General features: G+C 63.2%; 19 protein-coding genes. 6 read left to right on the forward strand and 13 right to left on the reverse strand.

The annotated features are described in order from the left end of the window. Positions 1-3: 3 nt before the first annotated feature. Positions 4-1,992, reverse strand: coding sequence for an excinuclease ABC subunit UvrC (gene uvrC / locus A3OO_RS0109970; protein ID WP_018407700.1), 1,989 nt, complete (start codon positions 1,990-1,992; stop codon positions 4-6). 179 nt (positions 1,993-2,171) lie between these two features. Between uvrC and A3OO_RS0109975 the strand changes: the two genes are divergently transcribed. Together A3OO_RS0109975 and A3OO_RS0109980 are read left to right on the forward strand one after the other, a co-directional pair. Then, a complete protein-coding gene (locus tag A3OO_RS0109975; RefSeq protein WP_018407701.1) occupies positions 2,172-3,281 on the forward strand; it encodes a calcium:cation antiporter in 1,110 nt (369 codons plus the stop codon). A 20-nt stretch (positions 3,282-3,301) separates the two neighbouring features. After that, positions 3,302-3,946 (forward strand): glutathione S-transferase family protein, encoded by a 645-nt coding sequence (locus A3OO_RS0109980; RefSeq protein WP_018407702.1) that lies wholly within the window; start codon positions 3,302-3,304, stop codon positions 3,944-3,946. Between the two features lie 151 nt (positions 3,947-4,097). Here A3OO_RS0109980 and ung read toward each other — a convergent pair whose 3' ends face one another. From ung to tolQ, 7 genes are all read right to left on the reverse strand, one after another. After that, entirely contained in the window at positions 4,098-4,766 is a 669-nt protein-coding gene (gene ung / locus A3OO_RS0109985) for a uracil-DNA glycosylase (protein ID WP_018407703.1), read from the reverse strand. Continuing rightward, a complete protein-coding gene (locus A3OO_RS0109990) occupies positions 4,763-5,122 on the reverse strand; it encodes a HepT-like ribonuclease domain-containing protein (RefSeq protein ID WP_018407704.1) in 360 nt (119 codons plus the stop codon). Before A3OO_RS0109990 ends, ung begins: the two co-directional genes overlap by 4 nt. Then, on the reverse strand, positions 5,122-5,418 hold the full coding sequence (locus A3OO_RS0109995) for a nucleotidyltransferase family protein (RefSeq protein ID WP_018407705.1): 297 nt from the start codon (positions 5,416-5,418) through the stop codon (positions 5,122-5,124). The genes A3OO_RS0109990 and A3OO_RS0109995 overlap by 1 nt, the downstream gene beginning before the upstream one ends. Before the next feature lie 32 nt (positions 5,419-5,450). After that, positions 5,451-6,770 (reverse strand): Tol-Pal system beta propeller repeat protein TolB, encoded by a 1,320-nt coding sequence (gene tolB / locus A3OO_RS0110000; protein ID WP_018407706.1) that lies wholly within the window; start codon positions 6,768-6,770, stop codon positions 5,451-5,453. A gap of 247 nt (positions 6,771-7,017) precedes the next feature. Beyond that, entirely contained in the window at positions 7,018-8,172 is a 1,155-nt protein-coding gene (locus A3OO_RS0110005) for a hypothetical protein (RefSeq protein ID WP_018407707.1), read from the reverse strand. 11 nt (positions 8,173-8,183) lie between these two features. Next, positions 8,184-8,633 carry an ExbD/TolR family protein gene (locus tag A3OO_RS0110010; RefSeq protein ID WP_018407708.1) on the reverse strand — a complete coding sequence of 150 codons (450 nt, stop codon included), beginning with the start codon at positions 8,631-8,633 and terminating at the stop codon, positions 8,184-8,186. 9 nt (positions 8,634-8,642) lie between these two features. After that, positions 8,643-9,386 carry a protein TolQ gene (gene tolQ, locus A3OO_RS0110015; RefSeq protein ID WP_026222865.1) on the reverse strand — a complete coding sequence of 248 codons (744 nt, stop codon included), beginning with the start codon at positions 9,384-9,386 and terminating at the stop codon, positions 8,643-8,645. A gap of 216 nt (positions 9,387-9,602) precedes the next feature. On the opposite strand from tolQ, the gene A3OO_RS0110020 reads away from it, so the two are divergent. Next, positions 9,603-10,472, forward strand: a complete 870-nt coding sequence (locus A3OO_RS0110020) for a fatty acid desaturase (RefSeq protein WP_018407710.1) — start codon at positions 9,603-9,605, stop codon at positions 10,470-10,472. A gap of 9 nt (positions 10,473-10,481) precedes the next feature. On the opposite strand, the gene haoB is transcribed toward A3OO_RS0110020, so the two are convergent. Further along, entirely contained in the window at positions 10,482-11,450 is a 969-nt protein-coding gene (gene haoB / locus A3OO_RS0110025) for a hydroxylamine oxidation protein HaoB (RefSeq protein ID WP_018407711.1), read from the reverse strand. Positions 11,451-11,598: 148 nt separating this feature from the next. After that, positions 11,599-13,308, reverse strand: a complete 1,710-nt coding sequence (locus A3OO_RS0110030) for a multiheme c-type cytochrome (RefSeq protein WP_018407712.1) — start codon at positions 13,306-13,308, stop codon at positions 11,599-11,601. A 157-nt stretch (positions 13,309-13,465) separates the two neighbouring features. Between A3OO_RS0110030 and A3OO_RS0110035 the strand changes: the two genes are divergently transcribed. Then, entirely contained in the window at positions 13,466-14,212 is a 747-nt protein-coding gene (locus A3OO_RS0110035; protein WP_018407713.1) for a metallophosphoesterase, read from the forward strand. A 3-nt stretch (positions 14,213-14,215) separates the two neighbouring features. Here the strand turns inward: A3OO_RS0110035 and A3OO_RS0110040 are convergent, their stop codons facing one another. Together A3OO_RS0110040 and rsmI are read right to left on the reverse strand one after the other, a co-directional pair. Continuing rightward, a complete protein-coding gene (locus A3OO_RS0110040; RefSeq protein ID WP_018407714.1) occupies positions 14,216-14,596 on the reverse strand; it encodes a YraN family protein in 381 nt (126 codons plus the stop codon). 162 nt (positions 14,597-14,758) lie between these two features. Further along, on the reverse strand, positions 14,759-15,673 hold the full coding sequence (gene rsmI, locus A3OO_RS0110045) for a 16S rRNA (cytidine(1402)-2'-O)-methyltransferase (RefSeq protein ID WP_018407715.1): 915 nt from the start codon (positions 15,671-15,673) through the stop codon (positions 14,759-14,761). A 183-nt stretch (positions 15,674-15,856) separates the two neighbouring features. Here rsmI and A3OO_RS0110050 point away from each other — a divergent pair, with 183 nt between their 5' ends. After that, a complete protein-coding gene (locus A3OO_RS0110050; protein WP_018407716.1) occupies positions 15,857-17,083 on the forward strand; it encodes a penicillin-binding protein activator in 1,227 nt (408 codons plus the stop codon). A 94-nt stretch (positions 17,084-17,177) separates the two neighbouring features. Beyond that, positions 17,178-17,660, forward strand: coding sequence for a hypothetical protein (locus A3OO_RS0110055; protein WP_124737809.1), 483 nt, complete (start codon positions 17,178-17,180; stop codon positions 17,658-17,660). Positions 17,661-17,780: 120 nt separating this feature from the next. Here A3OO_RS0110055 and glyS read toward each other — a convergent pair. Next, a partial coding sequence (gene glyS / locus A3OO_RS21450) for a glycine--tRNA ligase subunit beta (RefSeq protein ID WP_245257146.1) occupies positions 17,781-19,151 on the reverse strand: 1,371 nt, incomplete at its 5' end.

Here is a 19,151-nt window from a genome sequence, read left to right on the forward strand (position 1 = left end):
CTTTCATTCTCCGCGCTGGAAATGCTCATAGACGAGCCGCGCCGTCGTCTTGTTGACGCCGGGAACCTTCTCCAGATCCGAAAGCGCCGCCCTTGACACCGCTTTCGCCGACCCAAACGCCAGGAGCAGCGCGCGTTTGCGCGATGGCCCGACGCCGGCGATCTCATCCAGCGGATTCTTGGTGAATTCCTTTTTGCGCCGCGCGCGATGCGTGCCGATCGCGAAACGATGCGCTTCGTCGCGCAGGCGCTGCACAAAGTAGAGCGCCGGATCGTGCGGCGGCAGGCGAAACGGCTCGCGGCCTTCGACGAAGAATGTTTCGCGCCCGGCGTTGCGGTCGGCGCCCTTGGCGATCGACGCGATCGCCACCCCTTCGACTCCAAGTTCGCGCAAGACGTCGCGCGCCACGTCGAATTGGCCACGTCCGCCGTCGATCAGAATGAGATCAGGCTTTGCCGGAAAAGCCTCGCGATCCTGCTCCGTTTCTCCATCCTTTGCGAGCCGCGCGAACCGGCGGGTGAGCACCTCGCGCATCATGCCAAAGTCGTCCCCCGGCGTGATTTCCGCGCTTCTGATGTTGAAGGTGCGGTAGTGGGCTTTCATGAATCCGGCGGGGCCCGCGACGATCATCGCGCCGATCGCCTGCGCGCCGCCGATGTGGGAATTGTCGTAGACCTCAATACGCCGCGGCGCCGAGACGAGACCGAAGGCCTGGCCGAGCGCTCCGAGCAGGCGCTGCTGGCTTGCGTCTTCGGCGAGCTTGCGGCCGAGCGCCTGCCGCGCGTTCTGAAGCGCGTGGTCCACGAGTTCGCGCTTCTCGCCGCGCTGCGGCGCGAGCACTTCGACGCGGCGGCCGAGCCGCGCGGTCAACACTTCTTCAAGCAGCGCGCTGTCCTCGATCGGATGCGAGAGAAAGACGCAGGGGGCCGAAGGGTGCTCCTGATAAAACTGCGCGAGAAAGGCGTCGAGAACTTCGGACTCGGACAGCGACGCGTCGGCGCGGGGGAAGTAGGAGCGATTGCCCCAGTTCTGATAGGCGCGAAAGAAGAACGCTTCGACGCAGAAGCGTCCGGCGTCCTTGGCGATCGCGAAGACGTCGGCTTCTTCGACGCTGCGTGGATTGATCCCCTGCGCGCCTTGAACGGCTGAAAGCGCCGAGATTCGATCGCGCAGCCGCGCCGCGCGCTCGAATTCCAGCCGCTCGGAGGCTTCGGTCATTTCGCGCGCCAGCTGTTCGCGGACGTTTCGACTCTTGCCGGAGAGGAAATCCCGCGCCTCCCGCACGAGCTCGGCGTAATCCTCCATGGAGATTTCGCCGGTGCACGGGCCCGAACAGCGTTTGATCTGATAGAGCAGGCACGGACGCGTGCGATTGTCGAAGAAGCTTTGCGAGCAGGATCGCAAAAGAAATGCGCGCTCCAGCGCGTTCAGCGCCCGATTGACCGCCCAGACGCTGGCGAAGGGACCGAAATAGTCTCCCTTGCGCGCGCGGGCGCCCCGGTGCTTGAGGATCTGCGGCGCCTCGTGATCCATGGCGATCAGAATGTAAGGGAAGGATTTATCGTCGCGCATCAGCACGTTGAAGCGCGGCTTCAACTGCTTGATGAGATTGGCTTCCAAAAGCAGCGCGTCGGTTTCGGTCTCGACCGAGATGAACACCATCGTCGTGGTCGCCGAAATCATCCGCGCAATGCGGTTCACGTGACCTGCAAGACGCGTATAGCTCGCGACGCGCTTGCGCACGTTTTTCGCCTTGCCGACGTAGAGCACCTCGCCGCTTTCGGCGATCATGCGATAGACGCCGGGGCCGTTCGGCGCGTGCCGCCAATGCTTCTTGATGACGTCGACGCCGCGCTTGACGCTTTCGGGCGTCTCGGGCGCTTCGGCTCCCGTATCGCACGGCTCCGCCTCTGCCTCCGCCGCGACCTCGGGCGCATCAAAGACATCGTCTTCTTCAGGGGGCAGATCGCGCGGATTGGCGTGAGCGGTCATTCACCTAGATCTATTCGCCGCCGGCCGCGATGGAAAGGCTCGCTGGAGGCGGCCGCCCGGACCAAAGTTCTGTGTAGAACCTCGACCCCTGGCGCATTTCCCCGGCGCGCCGCCTTGCGCCCGCCTGACCGTCTGGCCACAGTCCCGCAAAGCTTGGGCTGCGACGATCAGGGGACGGCATGCAGGCGGCGAGGATCACCGTTGGCGCGGTCCTGTTTCCGGCGCTGGCGCTTGGGCTGGCCGGGGTTTTTTTGTTCGGCGAGCGCTGGATTTCGAAAATACCGGCGTCCATCGATTTTATGCCGTCGACTCTCGCAGCGGTCTTGTTGATCGGGGCCGTCTTCGCCGCCTTGCAGCACGCCGAAATTCTCGGCGCCAAGACGGGCGAACCCTATGGCACGCTCGTCCTCACCATCGCCGTAACATTTATCGAGGTCGCGATCATGGCCTCGATGATCGAACATGGCGATGAGGATCCGACCGAAGCGCGCGAGGCGGTGTTCTCCGCAATCATCATCGTTTGCAATGGCCTCGTCGGCCTCTGCCTTCTGCTCGGCGGCTTCCGTCATCACGAGCAGGAACTCCAGCCGATGGCGACGAGCGCCTATCTGGCCATCCTGATCGCGCTTTCCGTTCTTACGCTCATTCTGCCCGACTATACCACGTCGAGCTACGGACCTACTCTGTCTACAACTCAGCTCATTTTCGTCAGCGTTCTGTCGGTGCTGCTCTACGGCGCATTTCTTTTCATCCAGACCGTGCGGCACCGGTCCTATTTCATCGACGTGCATGTCGCCGCCGTGGGCCACGGCGAGGCGAAGCCTTCGCGCGCGGCGACGATATTCGCAGTTGTGGGACTGGGCGCCAGCCTGCTTGGCGTCTCGCTTCTCGCGGAGCGTGTCATTCCCGGTCTTGAAGAGGCGCTTCGCTGGGGGGGCGTCGACGACGTGAACCGGGTGACCGGCGCGGCTGTGGCGATGCTGGTCCTGCTTCCAGAATCCATGAACTCCATCCGCGCCGCGACGCGCAACGCGCTTCAGACAAGTCTGAACGGCGCGCTCGGTTCTGTCGTCGCGACGATCGGGCTCACGGTTCCCGCCGTGGCGCTGCTGAGCGTCGCGACGAACCGGGAGATCGTCTTCGGTCTCGAAAAACGCGACACCGTCTTGCTGCTGCTGACATTGCTGCTGAGCGTTGTAAGCTTCGGCGCTGGCCGCACGAATCTCATGACCGGGCTGGTGCATCTCGTCGTTTTCGCGACATATATTTTTCTGTTGTTCGTCCCCTAATCTTCAGACAAAGAGCGCCAATGAACGACGACAATCCGATCCTATATTACGCGCCGCGCACACGCGCCTCTAGCGTGCTGACTCTGCTTGAGGAACTCGACGTTCCCTACGAACTGCGCGTGTTGAATTTCCAACTTGGCGAACAACGCAAGCCGGAATACCTCGCCGTCAATCCGCTCGGAAAAGTGCCGGCCATCGTTCACAATGGCGCGCTTGTGACGGAGCTTGGCGCGATTTTCATCTATCTTGCCGACGCCTTTCCACAGAAGGGTCTCGCGCCGGCGATTGGCGACGCCTTACGCGGGCCATATCTGCGCTGGCTCGTGTTCTACGGGTCGGCGTTCGAGCCTGCGATCGTCGATCGTTCGATGAAGCGCGAGCCGGCGCCCGCAAGCAGAAGTCCCTACGGGGATTTTGATGGCGTCATGGCGCTGATCAACGCGCAATTGGCGCAAGGCCCCTATCTCTTCGGCGAGCGCTTCACCGCCGCCGACATTCTTTGGGGCGGCGCGCTGCGGTGGACAGTCGGTTTCGGCCTTGTTCCCGAAAGCGCGCACATCTCCGCATATGTCGAGCGCGTGACGTCGCGTCCATGCTTTGCGCGCGTCGCCCAGACTGACGAAGAGCTGCTCAAGATTCATGAAGCGGCGGCGGCAGGCAAATGAGGCGTTTTCCCTCTCCCATCGGGAGAGGGTGGCCCGGCGAAGCCGGGTCGGGTGAGGGGGAGCGCAGATCATATGCTCAATACCCCTCATCCGTCGCGCTTCGCGCGCCAAAGGGAGAAGGATTCGCGCACGACTTTTGCGCGCTCGAACCTCACCAATCGATCGGCGTTTCCGCGTGTGCGATCAGGTAATCATTCGCCTTCGAGAAATGCTTGCAGCCGAAAAAACCATTGTTCGCCGAAAGCGGCGACGGATGCGCGCATTCGAGCACGAGATGTTTGCGCCGATCGATGCTCGCGCCCTTACGCCGGGCGTAGGCGCCCCACAGCATGAACACAACGCCTTCGCGTTCGCGCGATAGGGCGTGAATGGCGGCGTCGGTGAATTGCTCCCAGCCCTTGTTCTGGTGCGAGCCAGCGGCGTTCTCGCGCACGGTGAGCGTCGCGTTGAGGAGCAGCACGCCCTGGCGCGCCCAGCGTGAAAGATCGGGATCGCGCGAAACCGGACGGCCGAGATCGGCTTCGATTTCCTTGAAGATGTTCTGGAGCGAGGGCGGCGTCGTCGTCGTCGCGCCGACCGCGAAGCAAAGGCCACAGGCCTGGCCGGCGCCGTGATAGGGGTCTTGCCCGAGAATGACGGCCTTCACCTTGTCGAACGGACATTCGTCGAAGGCGCGAAAAATCTGCGACGCCGGCGGATAGATCCGGCCCGCGACATATTCGCCGCGGACAAATTCCCGCAGCTCGCGGAAATACGGCTGTTCGAATTCCGCAGCGAGATGTTTGCGCCAGCTTTCTTCGATGCGGACGGGTTTGGTCATTTTGAAGGGCCGGTCGCATCGAATTTATTCCGAATGTGCGTAATCGCCTCTTTGAGTTTCGGCAATTCGTCGACCACCACATTCCATATGATTTGATCGGAGAGTCCTTGATATTCGTGACGCAATACATTGCCGATAGCGCGAACGCTGCGCCATGGAATGGTTGGCTGCGTCGCCTTCACTTCGTCTGGAATTGCGCGGCTTGCTTCAGAAATGATCTCGATTGCGCGTTGAATGGCGTGACGCAGAAGCCATTGTTGTCGATAGTCGGCCAGGCTCTTTCCGCGCGTGGCGTCCTCAATGCCGGCAATAGCGTCCAAAATGTCGTCGATGGCGTGGAGGAATTCGCGAGCCATTAAAAAACGCGGACCGCCGATTTCTCGATCGCATGCCGCAGGCGAGGATGCAGGCCGTCCCGAGTGGTCAAATCCACCGCAGTCTTCAACTCATCCTCGAGAAAAAGTTTAATGCCGACAAGATCAAATGCGTTGAATCGGCTGGCGGGATCATAGTCGATGAAAAGATCGAGATCGCTGTCCGCCGCCGCTTCATCGCGCGCGGCGGAGCCAAAGAGGAACAACGATGTCGCGCCGCGAGCCTTGATGGCCGGCGCGTATTCCTGCAGTCGCGTGATGGCTTCGACACGTTTCATAAAGGCAGTCTAATCGAAAAGCGCGCGTTTGCTCAATCCTGCAGCGGGCCCCAGGCGGGATCGCTCGCATAGCCTGGCGTCGGGACCTGAGTCTCCGAACGACCGAAGACGTCGACCATGTGGATTTTCGGTCCGCCGCCGCCAGAAGAATCGCGGAAGAACATCAGGAAGAGACCGTTCGGCGCCCAGGTCGGCCCTTCATTGTGAAAGCCCTCGGTAAGAATGCGCTCGCCGGAACCGTCAATCTTCATGACGCCGATCGAGAAATTGCCGCCGTTCTGCTTGGTGAAGGCGATGTAGTCGCCCTTGGGCGACCAAACGGGCGTTGAATAGCGCCCGCCGCCGAATGAAATGCGCTTCGCCTCGCCGCCATGCGCGCCCATGACATATATCTGCTGCGAGCCGCCGCGATCGCTCTCGAAGACGATGCGCGCGCCGTCGGGCGAGTAGGAGGGCGCGGTGTCGATGGCGCCGGTGTCGGTCAGGCGCATCGTCGTGCGCGAGCGCAGATCCATCGTGTAAAGATTGGTCGTCGAGCCCTGCGCCAGCGACATGATGATCTTCTGTCCGTCGGGCGAGAACCGCGGCGAGAAGGTCATGCCCGGAAAATTGCCGACCACTTCGCGCTGGCTGTTCTCGATATTCATCAACAGGACTTTGGGGTCGCCGTCGGCGCCAAACGACATGTAGGTGACGTCGAGCGAATTGGGCGAAAACCGCGGCGTGACGACGAGTTCGTCGCCGCGCGTCAAATAGCGCACATTCGCGCCGTCCTGATCCATCATGGCGAGGCGCTTGCGGCGCCTTTCCTTTGAGCCGGTTTCATCGACGAAAACGATGCGTGTGTCGAAGAAGCCTTTCTCGCCAGTGATGCGGGAAAAAACGGCGTCAGACAGAAGATGCGCGACGCGCCGCATGTTGGCGGCCTCGGTGACATATTGCTGGCCCGCGACTTGTTCGCCCGTCGTCACGTCGAAGAGTCGGAACTCCGTCTTCAGCCTGCCGTCGCCGGCGCGTTGTGAGCGACCCGTGAGGACAAATTGCGCGTTCACCGCCTTGAAGGCGGCGAGATAGGGGGCGCCGTCCGGCGGCGCGGCGTTCGCGGGCAGGGCGCCCGGGTCGATCGGATTCAAGAACACCGAGCGCTTGAAGTTGTTTAGCGTCACGGAGGTCACGGTGCGCGCGGCGTCGTCGCCGACAAAAGGCGCGACGGCGATATTGACCGGCTGAAAGCCGCCGCCCTTGAGATCGATGATGCGTCCGGCGCGCGCCAGAGAAGCGGGAAGGAAAGGGGCGAGCGCGGCGCCGGCGAGGAGGCCGGCGGCGGCGCGGCGGGTGATGCAGCGTGTCATAGGCGATATCTTTCAGGCATCGGCGTGAAGAAAGCGTAGCGCTTTGCGGCGATGGACGAAGTTGTTGGATGCGGCGTTTCAGCCCCCTCCCTGTCCCTCCCCCGCTTCGCTTCGCTCGCGGGAGAGGGGACGCTCACGATCGGCGTTTGCGCGAGGCCGATGAAGCACAGTGTTTGCTCCCTCTCCCGCGAGAGCGGGGGAGGGCTGGGGAGGGGGTGAAGCCTTTCGCCACAAACGAACCCGCTCACTAATTCGAATCCTGGAAGCGGATGGTGACTTCGCGCAGAGCCTCTTCGTAGTAGGGCATGAACTCGGGCGGTATCCGCATCGGGCTGCAGCGGCGCACCGCCTGCATCGCCTGTTCGCCGCGGGCGTGTTCGGTCGGGCTCGCCGAGGCGTTCAGCAGTTTCGGACGCCCTTCGAGTTCGCCGTCGCGCGAAAGATGGAACTCCACGATCGGCGTATAGGTCTGCCCGCCGAGCGACAATCCAGACGCCCAGCAAGGATAATAGTGATCGTGGATATAGGCGGCGATGCGCGCCTCCATCGAAGCCGACATGCTGGCGGCCGCTCCCGTTGGCGCGCCGAGCGCTGCCGCCTGCGTCGTTCGGCCGGTCGCGGCCTTTCGTTGCGGCGCTTCGCGGCTCAGCAATTTCGAGATGCTGGCGGCGTCGAATTTCGACTTCGGCGCATTCTCCTCGCCCGACTTCGGCTTCGACTCCTTGACGGCCTTTTCGGCGAGTTCGCCGATCGATGTCTCAGGCTCAGGCTTGTCTTGCTGCTTCTTGCTGTCGAGCAGCTTCGCCACCTCGTCGATCTTGAGCCGCTCTTTCGGCTTCTCCAAAGCCGCCGCGTCCTTTGCCGCGTTGTCCGGCTTGGGGCGGGCGGGCGGCTTTGGCTTCACGACCTCCGCTTCTTCAGGTTCTTTCTTCTCGGGCTCCTTTTTGTCGGGTTCCGGCGCCGCGGCCTTAGGCTTCGCAACCGGTTTGGGCTCGGATTGCTTTTCCACAGGCTTTGGCGGCGGCTCCAGCTTCGGCGGCAGCGCGGCGGTTCGCTTGGGCGGGGTCGGCGGCGCATCGTCGGCGGTCGGCTGCGGCAGCGGACGCGCGGGCGGCGGCGGCGTCGCTATGTCCTTCTTCGCCTGTGCGAGCGGCGGCTCGGGCTTCGTCTCGGCTTCTGGCGCGACCTTGTCCACGCGCGGCGTGGGCTTGATCTCGCGCGCGGTTTTCTCGCCCTTCATGATCTGGGTGAGTTCGCTGTCGGTGACGAGGTCGACCGGAACCGTCTCCACCGCATCATCGAATTTGCGGGCGTCGGAAAACAGGACGAACGCCGCCAGAAGCAATCCCGCGTGGATCGCCGAAGAGAGGGGAAAACCGGGTTCGGAGCGCGAAATTTTCACTTCCGCTCAGCTCACTTCTTCTCCTGCTCCGTCACCAGCGCGACCTTCTTGTAGCCGGCGCTTATGACAAGCGACATCACTTCGGCGACGCGGCCGTAGTTGACCGCCTTGGAGCCACGCACATAGATGCGTTCGTCGAATCCCTGCTTCACGGCATCCTTCAGCCTGTCGAGCAGTTGTGTCGTCTCGACCGGCTGATCCATCAGGAACACCTGTCCCTTCTCGTCGATGGCGATCGAGACCGGCTTCTGATCGATGTTGAGCGCGCCGGCCTTGGTCTGCGGAAGATCGACGGCGACGCCGGTTGCGAGCAGCGGCGCCGCCACCATGAAGATGATGAGCAGCACCAGCATGACGTCGATGAACGGCGTCATGTTGATTTCGGCCATGGCGCCGTAGCGCGGCACGCCGCGCCGCCGCCTGCCGCCCTTGCGTCCCGGGGTCGAGAGGGAAGCGCCCATGCTCGCTCCTTAGGCCGCGCGATCGCGGTTCGAGGACGCCGTGTGCTGGTCGATCTGCCGCGACAGGATCGCAGAGAACTCGTCCGCGAAGCTTTCCATGCGCGCCTGCGCCTTGGCGACGTCGCCCTGCATCTTGTTGTAGGCGATCAGCGCGGGAATGGCGGCGAAAAGACCGATCGCGGTGGCGAGCAGCGCCTCGGCGATGCCAGGCGCGACGACGGCGAGCGAGGTGTTCTTCGAGGCCGCGATCGAGCGGAACGACGTCATGATGCCCCAGACCGTGCCGAACAGGCCGACGAAGGGGCCTGCCGACGCCACGGTCGCGAGCACGAGCAGATTGGATTCAAGCTTCTCCACCTCGCGGGCGATGGACACATCGAGCACCTTCTCGATACGCGCCTGCAGTCCCATGAAGGAGGCGCTGGCGCCCGCCTGGAAGGAGCGCTTCCATTCCCGCATGGCGGCGACGAACAGCGTCGCCGTGCCGGTCTGCGGCCGCTCGGAGAGCTTGCCGTAAAGTTCCTCGAGCGAATTGCCCGACCAGAAGTTTTCCTCGAAGCGGTCCATCGCGCGGCGCATGCGCGCAAAAAGCAGCGTCTTGTCGATGATGATCGCCCAGCACCAGACCGAGGCGGCGAGCAGTCCGACCATGACGATCTTGACGACGATATGGGCGCCCCAAAACATGCTCCAAATCGTGATGTCGGCGGCAGGAGCGGCGAGAGGGCTCGCGGCGATCTCGGCTGGATTCATGATTTGTCCTTGAGTCGGCAGGCGCTCTGCGGCGGCTTTGGCTGCGACGCCCGGTCTATCGCCCGCAATTTCGCCATTTGTGGGGCTGCGGTGCGTCGCGCAACAAACCATAGTGAGGATGCGTTAACAAGCCGTAAGGGTTAAGCAAAGCTTGGAAGGTCAGAAGGGCGGGGCGCTCTAGAGGCGGACTCCGGACTTTTTTGCTGGGTTTGCGTGATGCGCATTGCGGTTTTTGACGGCCGGCCATTCTGCCGGCGAGAGGATATTTGCAAAATTCTTCAGGCGCTTATCACGCCTGCAGCGTTTTTTCTTCCCTATTTTCTGCCTCTCTCCTTCGCCGAGCTAACAGCTTATCTGCTGGCGCTCATCGCCGTGAACGGCTCGGCCAATTACCTGCTGCATTTGCACGTCCACTACCCCTTCACCACTTCGCCCGCGTTCAATCTTCTGCTCGATCTCATGCTCGGGGCGGCGACAGGGATCACCGCATCGAACTGGCGCATCCAACATGTCTACGGCCACCATTGTGGCCGCGAAAAGAAATTTCGCGCGCGGGATTTTGACATGAGCGCAGCTTTCTCGGGCCGCCGCGCTCTGGCGTTTTGCTGGCGCTCGATGTGGCCGACGACCGTGGGACCGTTCCGTGAAGCCTACGAGCAGGGCCTCCTCAAAAACATCAGGGAGCCAATCGATTACCGCTGGGCCTTCGTGGAGCAGTGCCTCTATCTCACCCTGATCGCCGCGTTATTCGCGTGGCGGCCGTGGCTCACGCTCGGCTTGGTTCTGCCGTGGCATTTCGCCGTGTTCTTTTTCACGCGGTATGTCGATTTTCTCAATCACTGCGGATGCAAGGAGTCGTCCGGCAATCCTTTTGTTATCGCCAATAACACGACCCATGCGGTGTTCAACCGCCGCAGCGGAAATCTAGGATTTCATACTGCTCACCATCTTTACCCGCACGCGCATTGGAGCGAATTGCCGACTCTGCACCGCGTCATCGAAAAGAATATTCCGCCGCGTCTGGTGACGAGCGTCAACTGGTCGTTCCTGCACTTCCCGCTGCATGTGCTGTGCGGAATTTCATAGGGGGAGGGCTCAGTCATTCAGCCGATAAATCCACCATCCCTTGTGCTGATAGACAAGGGAAAGTCGCGTCAGCGGCGAGGGCAGGGAGGTGGAGAACGGCAATAGCCGCGCAATAAGCCTGTCGCCGTCGCTCTTGCGCTGGAAATAATGCAGCCGCGTCGCGCCGCCCATCGGTTCGACGGCGAAGCCGCTTTCGATCTTTTGATCGCGCATCCATTGTTGCGCGGATTTGATGAGGCCGTGCGAAACGCCGGTCGCGGCAAAATCCTTATAGGCGATGGAGAGCTGTTGCGGCCGTGCGGCGGCGAGCATCCACGCGTCCGAAATGCGCACGGCGACATAGGCGGGCTTGCCGTCCGCAAGCTTCTTCAACGCCTCGCTCGCGCGCGTCTCATCGGACTCGAGCAGCGCGTCCATGAAACGCGTGAAGCTGTTCGCTGACGAAGTCGGGACTCCCGCGCCCCATCGCGCGCGCTCTGCCGCCCCCGCTACCGACCAGGCGGCCGGCAACAGAAGTCCGCGCGCCTCAGCGTCGTCGAGCGGCGCGGCGCGCCCGGCGACGAGCCGAATCGCGCGCGAGAGATCCCACCACGCCAGCACGACGGCGTCCTGCGGCGTATGTTCGCGAATTGCGGCGAGAACCTTCGCCGCATCGGCTGCCGAAACCTCTGCGAAGAAGACCGGCTCCGTCACCTGATTGCGCCACGTGAGCGGCGTCAGTCGGCCTGCTTCATCGCGCGCGACGACGCCAGTCGCGATAGGGCGGCGCTCGTCCTTCGCTGACACCTCGATCTGCTGGAGGCGCTCGGATGTAAGTCCGAAGCCTTCGACATCCTTCGCCGCGTCCGCCGAGATCGGCGCGAGCCGCGTTTCAAACGGCGCGGTGGGATTGAGCCCGGCGTAGATCGCCCAGCCGAGCAGGGCGAAGCCGAAGACGATGAGAGCGACGCCGGCGATGAGCCGAATGCGGGGAGTCATGTGCGCCTAACTACCAGAGTTCCGATTGTTTCAGCACCGGATTGTCATTCCCGCGAAAGCGGGAATCCAGAGCAACAGCCGAATGTTTCGGAGACTCCCCCTGGATTCCGGGTCGCGCTTCGCGCGCCGGGAATGACGTCCGATACGTTTAGCGGCCCTTGCGATCACGACGCATGAGCAGGCCGGCGCCGGCAAGCACGGCCAGCAGTCCGACGCCGCCCGCGAAGGCGCGGCGCGCCGGCGAGTCGAGATCGAGGTCGCCGCGCTTCTGGCCGGCGATGCGCTTCAGCTCGGCGCGGATTTCCGCGGCTTCGCGCAGCTTCGTATCCTCGTCGTTGATCTTCGCCGCCGCGCCGATGAGCTGCGACCAGCCTTCGGTATAGGTGTAGCCGCCGGGGTTCATATGCGCGAGCCCCTTGTAGTGCTTGATCTGATGGTGCTCCCACATGTCGGCGAAGACATATTCGATCGCGCTCGGATTATTGCCCTTCTGCCAGAACAGTTGGAAGAAGCCGCCGGCGTCGTCCTTCTCGGGCGCCGGCGGCGCCGGACGGTTCGTCGTCTGACCCGGCAGCAATCTGTCATTGTAGAGCTTCACCAAGACGCTGCGCGCCGTCTCGGTGATGTCGAGGCCGGAGACGATGCCCTTATCCATGCCGTCGAGATAGGCGCGCGCGAAGCTGTCGGAGTGACAGTTCGAGCAGGTCGAGACCCATGACTCCTTGCGTTGCGTGAACCAGGGGTGGTTGAGGTTCTCAGCGATCTTCGGCATCGGCACGAAGGCCCAGCGCGACTTGCGCACCATGTTGTGCGTGAACTTGCCCTGATACTCCATGTGGCAGAAGGCGCAGGTCGGGGCGTTCATATTGCCCTTTTCCATCGCGTCGGCGAGGCGGACGTTCCAGTCCCATGTGTCGCCACGCGTCTGATAGATCGTCCCGTGCTTCGACAGCATGTAGCCTTCGAATTCATTGTGATCGACGCCATTGTGGCAGATGGCGCAGGCCTGCGGCTTACGCGCCTGCACGGCCGAGAATTCGTGGCGCGTGTGGCAGGAGTTACACGTCGTCTGCGGCGTGTGGCAGAAGGTGCAGCCTTCCGCGACTTCGCGCTGCTCCATCGCCGCCCACACCGCGTTCTCGACGTTGGCTTTCATCGAGAGCGCGTGTGAGGGATGACCGGGCTTCCACTGATCCTGCGGCCAGGTGAAGGTGTCGCGCTCGGACTCGCGTTCGGCGAACTGCTGCACATGGCATTGTCCGCAGGCGGCGGCGTCGGGCATCCGCAGTTCGGTCTTGTGCTGGCCGTGATCCTTGCCGACTCCCATATGGCAGTCGATGCAGCCGACCTCTTTCAGCGTTTCGCCGTTCTTGAGCGTTCCGATCGAACGGAGGTTGTTCTCGACCTCCGTGATCATCGCCTTCTTATAGGCGCGCACATCCGAGTCGGGCAGATTGCGGATCGCGTCGAGATTGCCGTGCACGCTGCCCTTCCAGCTGTGCGTCCAGCCGGGCGTCACTTGGCTGTGGCATTCGACGCATTGCGCGCGCTGCGCGTCGACGTCGATCGTCTGCGGCGGCTTATAGAAATCGTGCGGATTGAGATATTTCGAGATCGGGATCGGCTCCCAATATTTCGAGAACGAGCCTTTTCCGGCGCCTTGCGATTCGTCGTAGTATCGTTTGGTCAGCGCGTCATAGAGTTCCTTGGGCGAGGCGGTCTTCGCAAGACCCAGCGCCTTGAAGGTTTCATCAGGCGTATCCGCAAGGGCCGGCGCGCAGAGGACAAAGGTCACGGCGAAGGCGAAGATCAGCGCGAGGCAAGCCGCGTAATGAGAAACCCTTATTGAACTCAGCATGCGCTCCCTCGCCCCTTCTGCGTCTGGCTGCATTGTCGGGGCCGAGGTGGCCATAGGAAAGGACCACAGGCCTTCCCGCCCATGAGGCCACCCCCCGGTCGGCCCCATGGCTCGTCAAAACGCTGCCTGACGATAAATGATGACTTTAGGAGAAGCCATGACGACGCGTTGGTTCCCCTCAGCTTTGACGACCGCCGAGGCGCCGCCCGGCATGCGCATCTATGCGATCGGCGACGTTCACGGCCGCGCCGATCTTCTGCACGTTCTCGCCGAAGCGATCGCCGAAGATCTCGCGGCGCGCCGCTGCGAACAGGCGGTCACCGTGTTCGTCGGAGATTACGTCGACCACGGACTTGGCTCGAATGGCGTTTTGAAACGTTTGTCCACCGGGGATTTTCCGACGCCCGTCGTGACCCTGCGCGGCAATCACGAAGAAACGATGCTGAGCTTCATCAATGACGCGGCCGCGCTCGATGATTGGGTCAGCAGCGGCGCGCTGATGACGCTGCATTCCTATGGCGTCGACGCTGGCGAGGAGGTGGCGAAAGGCGGAGCGTCACAGGTTCGGGTGAAATTTCTCGCGCATTTCCCGCAGGAACATCGCCGCTTCATCGAAGAAACGCGGCTTTGGGCGGAATATGGCGGCTATTTCTTCTGCCACGCGGGCATACGGCGCACCGCGCCGCTGCATTTGCAGGCTCCCCACGATCTGATGAACATCCGCGAGGGGTTTCTCGACTGCGGCGAGTCCTTCGGCAAGGTGATCGTGCATGGGCACACGCCGCATAACAACGTCGAGGATTTACCCAACCGGATCAATCTCGACACGCATGCGTTCAAGACCGGGGTCTTGACGGCGGTGGCGCTGGACGGCGCCGAGCGGCGGTTCATTCAGACCGCGTGAGCGTCAGCCGACGCGCAGCTCGAAGGCGTTTTCGAGATGGCGCGGCAGCCGCCGCGGCGCGAGAAAAATCGCGTCGGCGCGCAGCGTATAATCCATCGCCCAAGGATTCGCGGCGAGCCAGCGGCCCACAGCCTGAGAGAAGCGGCGGTGTTTTTGCGGCGTGATGGCGATGGCCGCGTCCTCGAGATCGGCGCGCGCCTTCACTTCGACGAAGACGATCGTACGGCCGCGCTTCGCGATAATGTCGATTTCGCCGCCATGCGCGCGAAAATTGCGCGCCAGAATTTGATAGAGCCGCGCCCGCAGCCACAGCGTCGCCGCCGTCTCGGCGCGAAGGCCATAGACATAAGCGGCGCGTCGGGCGTCGGCCTTTGTCTCGCTCACAATGAAACGGGCGCGATCACTATGCCCCCTCCCTGTCCCTCCCCCGCTGCGCGGGAGAGGGGACCCTAACGACGCAGATTGTGCAGGTTCATTGCAGAGACCCGAGTCGGACTCCCGCTCCCGCGAAGCGGGGGAGGGTTGGGGAGGGGGCGCAAGCTCATCTCACTTCCCCCGTCCCGCCGCCAGCTCCAGCGCGCGCGCATAGACCTGCCGGCGCGGCTGGCCGGTCGCCGCTGAAACGACGCTGGCCGCGTCCTTCACCGAATGCGCGGTGAGCGCCTCTTCGATTTTGGCGTCGAGATCGGCGGCCGCGGTCAGCGCCGCGTCCGCGCCGGGCGGGGCGACGAGCAGCACGATTTCGCCCCGTGGCGGTTCCTCTTCGGCGAGAGTCGCCGCGAGTTCATCGAGCGTCCCGCGACGGACCGACTCGAACATCTTGGTCAGTTCGCGGGCGATCGCCGCATTGCGCTTGCCGAGAATCGCCGCGCAATCGGCGAGCGTTTCGGCCAGCCGGCGCGGGCTTTCGAAAAACACCAGCGTGCCGGGAATCGGTGCAAGTTCGGCGAGCCTTGCGCGCCGCGGCCCGCTTTTGTGCGGCAGAAAGCCCTCGAAAAAAAAGCGGTCGGTCGGCAATCCGGCGACGACCAGCGCCGCGAGCACGGCGGAAGGGCCGGGCACCGATGTCACATGCACGCCTTTCTCGAGCGCCTCTTGGACAAGGCGAAAGCCCGGATCGGAGACGAGCGGCGTGCCGGCGTCGGAGACGAGCGCGAGCTTCGCCCCTGCCTCCAGACGCGCCAAAAGGTGAGGGCGGATCACCCTGGCGTTGTGCTCGTGATAGGCGATCAGCGGCGTCGAAATCCCGTAATGCGCAAGCAGCGTCTTGGTGACCCTTGTGTCTTCGGCGACCACCGCATCCGCCGCGGCGAGGGTTGAGAGCGCGCGAAACGAAACGTCCTTCAGATTGCCGATCGGGGTCGCGACGAGGTGCAGTCCTGGCTCGATTTTTTCGGCTTCGGCGCGCAGGCCAAAGGCGGTGTAGCTCGCAGCAGGCGGAGAGAGGGCCTCGATGGTCATGCGTGTCGCCGATCTTCGTTCGTTTAAAGATACTAGATGTTCGTTTAAGAGGACAAGCGCCAACTGCGCGCCAGCCGCAATTCCTCCAAATGGACCGTCTATTGACTTTCGGCTAGGGACTCGGACCCTTAGCGCGCGATAGCCGCGCCATGGCGAGAGCCCTCGGCGCCGCAGGGGGTTTTCATGTCGACATTGTCTTCTCGCTCGCGCGCCGGCGCGTTCACGCGCGGGGCCGTGACGATGCGCGCTGCGCTCGTCGGCCTTGCGGCCACGCTCGCGGCCTGCAGTCCCACGAGCGGGCCCTGGGCGCCTGGCGCGCGCGATCTAAAGCTCAGCGGCGCGACCCAGACCGGTCCCGCAGAAAGCGAGACGATCGGAACAGGCGCGGTGAAAATCGCGCTGATCGTGCCGCTGACCGGCCCCTCGGGTCCGTCCTCGGTCGGCGCGTCGCTGCTCAACGCCGCAAAGCTCGCCTATGCCGACAGCGGCGCCAATGACGTGACGATCCTCGTCAAGGACGATCGCTCGACCCCGTCGGGCGCCGCCGCGGCGACTCAGGCCGCCATTAACGAGGGCGCCGAAGTCATTTTGGGGCCGGTGTTTGGCGCCGGCGTCAAGGAGGCGAGCCGCGTCGCGCGTTCCGCCAACAAGCCGATGATCGCGTTCTCGACGGACTCCTCGGCCGCGGGCCGCGGCAGCTATCTGCTGTCCTTCCCGGTCGAGGGCTATGTCGATCGGGGCGTCAGCTTCGCGTCGCAGCACGGCAAGAAATCGATCGCGGCGCTCGTTCCCGAAAATGACTATGGCACGCTGGCGATGGCGCAGTTCCAGCAAAGCGCCGCGACTTACGGCATCCGCGTGCCGGTCATCGAGCGCTACAAGCCCGGCGCGCCCGGCGATTCCGTGAAGCGTCTCGCCGCCGCGCGCGATCAGTTCGACGCGCTGTTCATTCCCGAGCAGGCCGAGCAGATGCAGGCGGTGTCGAAGGAGCTCGTGGCGAACGGCATCGATTCCAAGAAGGTGCAGATTTTCGGCACCGGCCTGTGGAACGATGCGCGCACGCTGAGCCTGCCGGCGCTGCAGGGCGCCTGGTTCACGGCGCCGGAGAACGCCGGCTTCAACGCTTTCGCGCAGCGCTACAAGGCGAAATACGGCTCCGACCCGGCGCGCGTCGCGACGCTCGCCTATGACGCGGTGTCGCTCGCCATCGCGCTGTCGCGTTCGCAAGGGTCGCAGCGCTATTCGGAAAGCGTGCTGACCAATCCTTCAGGCTTCAACGGCGCCGACGGCGTCTTCCGCTTCAAGCCGGACGGCGGCAATGAACGCGGATTGTCGGTGCTCGAGATCGGCGGCGGTTCGGCGAAGATCATCTCGCCCGCGCCGCGCAATTTCACCGGCAACGGCGCGTAGCGGTTCGTTTCGCTCATCCTTCGAGACGCGCCATTGGGGCGCTCTAAGTAGAGTGGGCTCAGTCAGCATTCATTGATTTCTAGTGGAGGATATCATGGCGACCAACCGCACGAACGTCTATTCGCCCTCCGAGTTCCTGGAACGCCAGAGCGGTGACGCCTGTCTGCTCCCGCTGACCGTCGTCGGCGTCTCAAAGCCGGGCGCAGACAAGAATTCCATTCTGTTCGCTCTGGATGTCGCGCGGGACGTCTGGATTAACGTGCCCATCGCGCTCGTCGAAAACGTCGAAGTTTTGGGAGACGCGAAGTGCGGCGCGGACAGCTATCCGCATGTCCGCCTGCGCATGAAGGATCCGAGTTCGCCCGAAGGTCAGGCCTTCGCCGCCTTTTTCAAGGGGATGGAGACCGCGCTTTTCGCGGTGATGCGCAAGGTGACGCCCATCTTGCAAGCGGCGGGAGAGGCGGGCCTGCGCGACGCGTGCCACGACTGCATTCATGCGTGCACGCTGATCGTTCTTCCGCCGGATGATCCGTTCGCGCAGATCACCTGCATGCTGAATTGCAGCGCTTGCCCCTGACAAATGCTTAGAGCAGGTTCCGAAAAAGTTGACAGACTTTTTCGGTGAGAACCTGCTCCACCATTTTGATTTCGAGCGATTCCTTATCGAACACATGATTCCATGTGGTCGGGAAGCGCTCTAGGCGGTCGCGCTTTCGCCTGCGATCTTGCCGAAATCGGCGACGCCCATCATCACGCGGCGCAGTTCGGCAAGCAGCCGCAACCGGTTCAAGCGCAGATCGGCGTTGTCGGCGTTGACCGTCACATCATCGAAGAAGACGTCGACCGGCTCGCGAAGTTTTGAAAGCGCGCGCATGGCGCCGGCGAAATCTTCCTTCGAAAGATGTTCGGCGGTCTCTTCGCGCGCGCGGGCGATGGCGGCGGCAAGCTTATGTTCCTGCGCCTCGATGCGCAGGTTCGGCGCATGGCGATGCGCATAGGCGTCCGGGCCGTCCTTCTTCTCTTCGGCTTTCAGAATGTTGCTGGCGCGCTTATAGCCGGCGAGCAGGTTCCTGCCGTCGTCGGTTGAGAGGAATGTGTCGAGCGCCTCGACTTTGCGCGTGATCATGAGCAGATCGTCCTGTAGCGGCGCGCCTGTCGCTTGCTCCTCATCGGAGTCGGCGAAAGCGACGGCGCCAAGCGCCGCATCTATCAGATCGTACCTCGCCCCCTTGTCGCGCAAGTAGACCTTCAGGCGATCGATGAAAAATTCGAGGAGATCCGCTGCGACGTCATGCCCGGACTTGTTCCGGGCATCCACGTCCTCACGTCGCGCGTGGATGGCCGGGACAAGCCCGGCCATGACGCCGTGGAGCTGCAACCGCAGCTCGTTCTCCAGCACGATCCTGATCGCCCCCAGCGCCGCTCTGCGCAGCGCGTAAGGGTCCTTGCTGCCCGTCGGCCTTTCGTCGATCGCCCAGAAACCGACGAGCGTGTCGAGCTTGTCGGCGAGCGCCACGGCGATCGATGTCGGATCGGTCGGGATGCGGTCGCCCGGCCCCTGCGGCTTGTAATGTTCCTCGATCGCCGCGGCGACGCTGGCGTCCTCGCCTTGCGCGCTCGCGTAGTAGCGGCCCATCAGCCCTTGCAGTTCAGGGAACTCGCCGACCATTTCGGAAACGAGATCGGCCTTGCACAACATCGCCGCGCGCTCGGCGAGAAAAGCGTCGGCGCCGACGATTGGCGCAAGCTCTTTCGCCAGCGCCGCGATCCGCTTGACGCGTTCGCCCTGCGTCCCGAGCTTTTCATGAAACACGATGGCGTCGAGCTTCGGCAGACGCTCTTCGAGCCTCAACTTGAGATCGGTCTCGTAGAAAAATTTCGCGTCCGACAGGCGCGCGGCGATGACCCGCTCATTGCCGGCGACGACCGTCGCGCCGCCGTCGGACGCTTCGATATTCGAGACGAGGATGAAGCGATTGGTCAGTTCGCTCCCTCTCCCCGCTTGCGGGGAGAGGGTAGGGGTGAGGGGCGAGGGGTATTGCGCGGATGTTGCGACTTCGCGAGCCGC

This window comes from Methylocystis rosea SV97 (genome assembly GCF_000372845.1).
In the GTDB taxonomy this organism is placed as follows: Bacteria; Pseudomonadota; Alphaproteobacteria; order Rhizobiales; family Beijerinckiaceae; genus Methylocystis; species Methylocystis rosea.

What these genes read in the sequence shown, in the direction of transcription:
- uvrC (WP_018407700.1), bottom strand. Translation starts at nt 1,992, where the DNA reads ATGACCGCTCACGCCAATCCGCGCGATCTGCCCCCTGAAGAAGACGAT.
- A3OO_RS0109975 (WP_018407701.1), top strand. Translation starts at nt 2,172, where the DNA reads ATGCAGGCGGCGAGGATCACCGTTGGCGCGGTCCTGTTTCCGGCGCTG.
- A3OO_RS0109980 (WP_018407702.1), top strand. Translation starts at nt 3,302, where the DNA reads ATGAACGACGACAATCCGATCCTATATTACGCGCCGCGCACACGCGCC.
- ung (WP_018407703.1), bottom strand. Translation starts at nt 4,766, where the DNA reads ATGACCAAACCCGTCCGCATCGAAGAAAGCTGGCGCAAACATCTCGCT.
- A3OO_RS0109990 (WP_018407704.1), bottom strand. Translation starts at nt 5,122, where the DNA reads ATGGCTCGCGAATTCCTCCACGCCATCGACGACATTTTGGACGCTATT.
- A3OO_RS0109995 (WP_018407705.1), bottom strand. Translation starts at nt 5,418, where the DNA reads ATGAAACGTGTCGAAGCCATCACGCGACTGCAGGAATACGCGCCGGCC.
- tolB (WP_018407706.1), bottom strand. Translation starts at nt 6,770, where the DNA reads ATGACACGCTGCATCACCCGCCGCGCCGCCGCCGGCCTCCTCGCCGGC.
- A3OO_RS0110010 (WP_018407708.1), bottom strand. Translation starts at nt 8,633, where the DNA reads ATGGGCGCTTCCCTCTCGACCCCGGGACGCAAGGGCGGCAGGCGGCGG.
- tolQ (WP_026222865.1), bottom strand. Translation starts at nt 9,386, where the DNA reads ATGAATCCAGCCGAGATCGCCGCGAGCCCTCTCGCCGCTCCTGCCGCC.
- A3OO_RS0110020 (WP_018407710.1), top strand. Translation starts at nt 9,603, where the DNA reads ATGCGCATTGCGGTTTTTGACGGCCGGCCATTCTGCCGGCGAGAGGAT.
- haoB (WP_018407711.1), bottom strand. Translation starts at nt 11,450, where the DNA reads ATGACTCCCCGCATTCGGCTCATCGCCGGCGTCGCTCTCATCGTCTTC.
- A3OO_RS0110030 (WP_018407712.1), bottom strand. Translation starts at nt 13,308, where the DNA reads ATGCTGAGTTCAATAAGGGTTTCTCATTACGCGGCTTGCCTCGCGCTG.
- A3OO_RS0110035 (WP_018407713.1), top strand. Translation starts at nt 13,466, where the DNA reads ATGACGACGCGTTGGTTCCCCTCAGCTTTGACGACCGCCGAGGCGCCG.
- rsmI (WP_018407715.1), bottom strand. Translation starts at nt 15,673, where the DNA reads ATGACCATCGAGGCCCTCTCTCCGCCTGCTGCGAGCTACACCGCCTTT.
- A3OO_RS0110050 (WP_018407716.1), top strand. Translation starts at nt 15,857, where the DNA reads ATGTCGACATTGTCTTCTCGCTCGCGCGCCGGCGCGTTCACGCGCGGG.
- A3OO_RS0110055 (WP_124737809.1), top strand. Translation starts at nt 17,178, where the DNA reads ATGGCGACCAACCGCACGAACGTCTATTCGCCCTCCGAGTTCCTGGAA.